This is a genomic window from Streptomyces sp. NPDC041135, from assembly GCF_055592085.1.
Genome location: NZ_JBVIYZ010000084.1, coordinates 1 through 4,141 on the forward strand (window position 1 = coordinate 1; position 4,141 = coordinate 4,141).

At 68.0% G+C, this 4,141-nt stretch carries 4 protein-coding genes and 1 pseudogene; 2 read left to right on the plus strand and 3 right to left on the minus strand.

What is annotated here, in order from left to right:
- Positions 1-451: 451 nt before the first annotated feature.
- On the plus strand, positions 452-667 hold the full coding sequence (locus tag ACZ6CZ_RS37800; protein WP_469030616.1) for a hypothetical protein: 216 nt from the start codon (positions 452-454) through the stop codon (positions 665-667).
- On the opposite strand, the gene ACZ6CZ_RS37805 is transcribed toward ACZ6CZ_RS37800, so the two are convergent.
- Positions 625-1,323: a hypothetical protein gene (locus tag ACZ6CZ_RS37805; protein ID WP_469030618.1), complete on the minus strand. Its 699-nt coding sequence runs from the start codon at positions 1,321-1,323 to the stop codon at positions 625-627. The genes ACZ6CZ_RS37800 and ACZ6CZ_RS37805 overlap by 43 nt on opposite strands.
- A 332-nt stretch (positions 1,324-1,655) precedes the next feature.
- On the opposite strand from ACZ6CZ_RS37805, the gene ACZ6CZ_RS37810 reads away from it, so the two are divergent.
- On the plus strand, positions 1,656-2,225 hold the full coding sequence (locus ACZ6CZ_RS37810) for a dihydrofolate reductase family protein (protein WP_469030621.1): 570 nt from the start codon (positions 1,656-1,658) through the stop codon (positions 2,223-2,225).
- Positions 2,226-2,344: 119 nt separating this feature from the next.
- Here the strand turns inward: ACZ6CZ_RS37810 and ACZ6CZ_RS37815 are convergent, their stop codons facing one another.
- Together ACZ6CZ_RS37815 and ACZ6CZ_RS37820 are read right to left on the minus strand one after the other, a co-directional pair.
- Complete coding sequence (locus ACZ6CZ_RS37815; protein ID WP_469030623.1) at positions 2,345-2,917, minus strand: S1 RNA-binding domain-containing protein; 573 nt, start codon at positions 2,915-2,917, stop codon at positions 2,345-2,347.
- 46 nt (positions 2,918-2,963) lie between these two features.
- Positions 2,964-3,578, minus strand: a pseudogene (locus ACZ6CZ_RS37820) (transposase); the annotation flags it as partial.
- Positions 3,579-4,141 lie beyond the last annotated feature (563 nt).

Genomic DNA, 4,141 nt, shown 5'->3' on the forward strand with positions numbered 1-4,141 from the left:
ACCCGCTGGAACAGATCCCACAACTCGTCCGGCACCAGCCGTTCAACGATCCCCACCACAACCGACAGCCTACTCAGCCAAATGAGATGACCTCTTAGGTACGCCCCCTTTCTGTGCCCGATCCAGCACCCAGAGCCCCGGAGCGTTCCGCGGTTGCCCCAGTTGAACGGGGACCGAGCAGGCGCTGACCTGAGAATGAAGCGAGCACGGCACCCATAGTCCATGGAGTTCTTCACGCTTCAAGATTTTCGAGGGTGCCGTGCTCGTCGCTCCATCATCCCCACGCTCCTGGCCGAGCTCACCGGGCCCATCCTGGAGTGCGGGCCAGCGCGCGAGCCGCTGCCCGGGCGGCCGGACGAGCCGCGGGCCTGTTGTCCCACCTGTCGCAGATCCCGACCCCAGGGACCCCCGCGGAGTACGCTACCCGCTGGCCACCCTACTGGCGATCGGCGTGTGCGCGATGACCGCACCCGGCCACAACTCCCTGGTCGCGGTGGCCGAGTGGGCCCACCGAGCGGGGGACGCGGTACTGGCCCGGCTCGGCGTCCCCCCTGCGACCCGTTCACCGGACGGGCCCGCATCCCGTACGAGCGCACCCTGCTGGAGACCTGCAGCAATCCCGGATCAAAACCTATCGGGAAGGGTGACGTTGACCTCGTTGCCGTAGCTGTAGAGGTTAGCGATGTTGCTGGTGGCACCGACGACGAGGCGGATGCTTTCCCCGGCCTTGCGCTGTCCGCGGACGAGAATGTCCTTCACTCCGTCGTCGGTCTTGAAGGTCTCGTACTTCCAGCTCCCCGAGGCGGACTTGTGGCCGAACGTCGCGTGCTGCTGCGTAAGGGCGCCGCCCTGGGTGCTGGCATCCAGGGATCCCCGGACCGCGTACTGGGTCGGCCCGTCCGCCCAGGCCTGGCCGGTGAAGCGGACGTAGTACGAGTTGTTCCCATTCCCGTCCATCTTCGTGTACGTGGCCACGACCTCTTGGGGCGGGCCGCCGGCGACCACCGTCGCTGCCGACCCATACTGGTAGTTGCCCAGGGCCGTGACGTTCGCGCCGATTCTGAAGTCGACCGTCTCGTTGGGCAGCCGCGTCCCCTCGCCCTCGACCTTGATGGAGTCGCCCGTGATACGGAACTCCAACGTGTTCCAGTCGCCCGAGGTAGCGCCGTGCTCTACCCGCACCGTGTTGTCGAAGCTCTCGCCGGAGCGGTTGAGCGGGCAGTGCCCCGTGACCGTCCCGGCGAACCAGTATCCGGTGGCACCCCTGGGCTCTACCGCCCCTCCAAATGCGAGGTCGGTACCAAAACCGTCGTTGAACTGCACCCTCACAAGCCCCACAAACCTGCTCCTCTCACCGGGTTCATGCCCGCCTCGGCCCTATCCCGACATATTCACAGAGCAGGCTGGAGGGGGGCCGCCGAACAGGGGGGCGAGCCCCCCGATCGGGTGAAACTCGGTGGCTTCCCGGGGGCGGCACGCCCTGAACGCCCCGAGCGCCGCATCGGTCGCGCGCTCGGTCTGCGGTCTCGTTCGCATCACGACGGCGTCAAAGTGGGTGCGATCGCGCCGATGAGAAATGGCGCCGAAATGGCGCCGGCAGTCGTCTGAGTACCGTCCGGTGAATGCTGGGCGCGCCTCAAGGGAGATGCGACGGGATGAGACCACTTCGATACTCGATCAACGTCACGCTCGACGGCTGCTGCCATCACGAGGCAGGGCTCCCCCCGGACGAGGAGTCGATGCGCTACTGGACCGCTGAGATGGAGCGAGCCGATGCCCTGCTGTTCGGCCGGGTGACCTACGAGATGATGGAGTCGGTGTGGCGGAAGCCGGCCACGGGCACGTGGCCTGACTGGATGGATGAGTGGCAGATCCCGTTCGCCGAGACCATCGACCGGGCGAAGAAGTACGTCGTGTCGAGCACGCTGAGCGGGGTCGATTGGAATGCCGACCTGGTGCGAGGCGACTTGGGGCAAGCGGTTCAGCGGCTCAAGCAGGAGTCAGGCGAGGGCCTGTGGGTGGGTGGCGTGACGCTCCCCCTGGCGTTGGCAGATCTGGGACTGATCGACGAGTACGAGTTCCTTGTTCAGCCGGTCCTTGCCGGACACGGGCCGACGTTGCTCGCCGGTCTGCGCGAGCGCATCCAGCTCGAGCCCGTGGACCGCAAAGAGTTCCGGTCGGGGGCAGTAGCCCAGCGATACTGGCCCACGCGAGTTACGGCGTGACGTGATTTTTCCTGGCACGTTGGCCGCTCCCTCGCGACGGAACGACGGCTCGGGGTCGCCTTGGCCGACGGCGCCGAGGAGCGCCCGGTGCCCCCGCGCCCGCACTGGCCGTGCCCCCGTCACCGGTGGTCAGATGAGCCGTGTCGTCGAGAGAGAACGAGCCTGCGTCGCTCCCGGTCGATCTCAGTGACGACGACCGTGACCTCGTCGCCGGCCTGGACGATATCTGACGGACTTTCCACAGGCGTCGATGTGAGCTCTCGCAGGTGGACCAGTCCCTCGATCCCGTCGGTGACCTGGACGAAGACGCCGAACGGGACCAGCTTGGTGACCCGTCCGTGCAGTTTCTGCCCCACCGCAGTGCGGTCGGCGAATGTTTGGAAGGGGTCTGGCTGTGTCGCCCGCAAGGACAGTCTGGCCTCCAGGTTCCATGTGTCGAACTGCAGGAACTCGGCTGAGAGGCGCTGTCCGACCTGCACAACGTCGTGGGCGCTTTCGATGCGTCGCCAGGACAGTTCGGGGATCGTGATGAACCCAACGCCGGGGAAGACCGGGTGGCCGGGGCCGTCGTCCAGCGACACGAACACGCCGAACCGCTCAATCGCCGTGACGGTGCCGGAAAGGATCTCCCCGCAGTGCAGTGATTCCAAGAACGCCCAGAGTTCTGGGTTCTCGGACGGTCCGCCCATCATGCTGCCAGCCTTTCATGAGGAGTTGCGCACTCGGTGGGAAGGGCGGTCACGCTGCAGTCTTGAGGGGACGTCCGCCCCAGCGGATGCCCTTCTCGCTTCGGATGCGGGCGCGTTCCTTGCGTTCGGCGGCCAGGACGCCGCGGTGGCGGGCGTTGGCGTTGCGTCACCGCGGGTACGCGTGCAGGGCCCGGGTCTGGACGGTGTGGTTGGGGTGGTTGGAGTTGGCGATGGTGAACTGCCTCAGCGGTCCGAAGTGGGCCTCGATGGGGTTCGCCCATGAGGCGGAGGTCGGGGTGAAGCACAGCTCGACCTTGTGTTTCTTTGCCCAGCGGCGGATGTCGGCGCTCTTGTGGGCGGACAGGTCGTCCAGGATGACGTAGATCGGGGCGTCGTCGGGCCGGCCAGCGCGGATCGATGTCAGCGCGGCCAGCGTGTTCGCGGCCCCTTTCTCGCGGCGGTTGACGCCCCCAGGGGTGTCGTCGCAGCAGCCGTGGAAGTAGCGCACCCCGTGAGTGCGGTGGTAGGTGGCCGCGTACTCGGTCGGGATGTTCGCGTGGGGCCCAGCCCGAGCCTGCGGTGGTACGGATTTGGAGCGGTCCGGACTCGTCGAAGGCGAACATGCGGCGTCCAGCTTCGCCTCGCGGTCCGGGTCGGGGGACTTACAAGCCGGTGCGCGTGGCCGTCGGCTGATCCCCTTCGGTCCGGCGGTCCCGTGACCGAAGGGCCCCGCTGCCGGGGAGGCTGGCGCGGGGCCCTTCGTCGTGTCGTCGCCTGGTCGTGCTCGGGGGAGGGCTGGACCAGGCGGCGGTGTTGCGGAGCGTGGACACCAATCAGGGCACGGGAGGGCCAGGAGCCCGGACCGTGCCGGTTCGCGCGCACGTCCGCCCTGGCGGGTGTCAGCGCGGCGGGGTCCAGCGGGGGTCATCGGCGGGGGTGAGGTCTGGAAGCGTGCGGGGTGCCGCCACTGGCCGCCGGCGTTGCGGGCAACTGCGATACCGACTTTCGCCCCCAGATCGGGCTCGACCAGCGTGACGGACGGCGCCTCCTAGTTGCCCCATTCGGCAAAGAACGTCCACCCCGTCCACGGGTGCCTGCCCAGCGTCGCGGTGAGCAGGCCACCGGCCGCAGCACCGGCTGCCCGGGCGAGGGTGGTGCTGCGGCCGTTGTGCTGAAGTCCCGTCGTTGTACCGGCCGAGCAGCAGCGTGCGGGGTGCGGCCGGGGAG

What these genes read in the sequence shown, in the direction of transcription:
- ACZ6CZ_RS37810 (WP_469030621.1), top strand. Translation starts at nt 1,656, where the DNA reads ATGAGACCACTTCGATACTCGATCAACGTCACGCTCGACGGCTGCTGC.
- ACZ6CZ_RS37815 (WP_469030623.1), bottom strand. Translation starts at nt 2,917, where the DNA reads ATGATGGGCGGACCGTCCGAGAACCCAGAACTCTGGGCGTTCTTGGAA.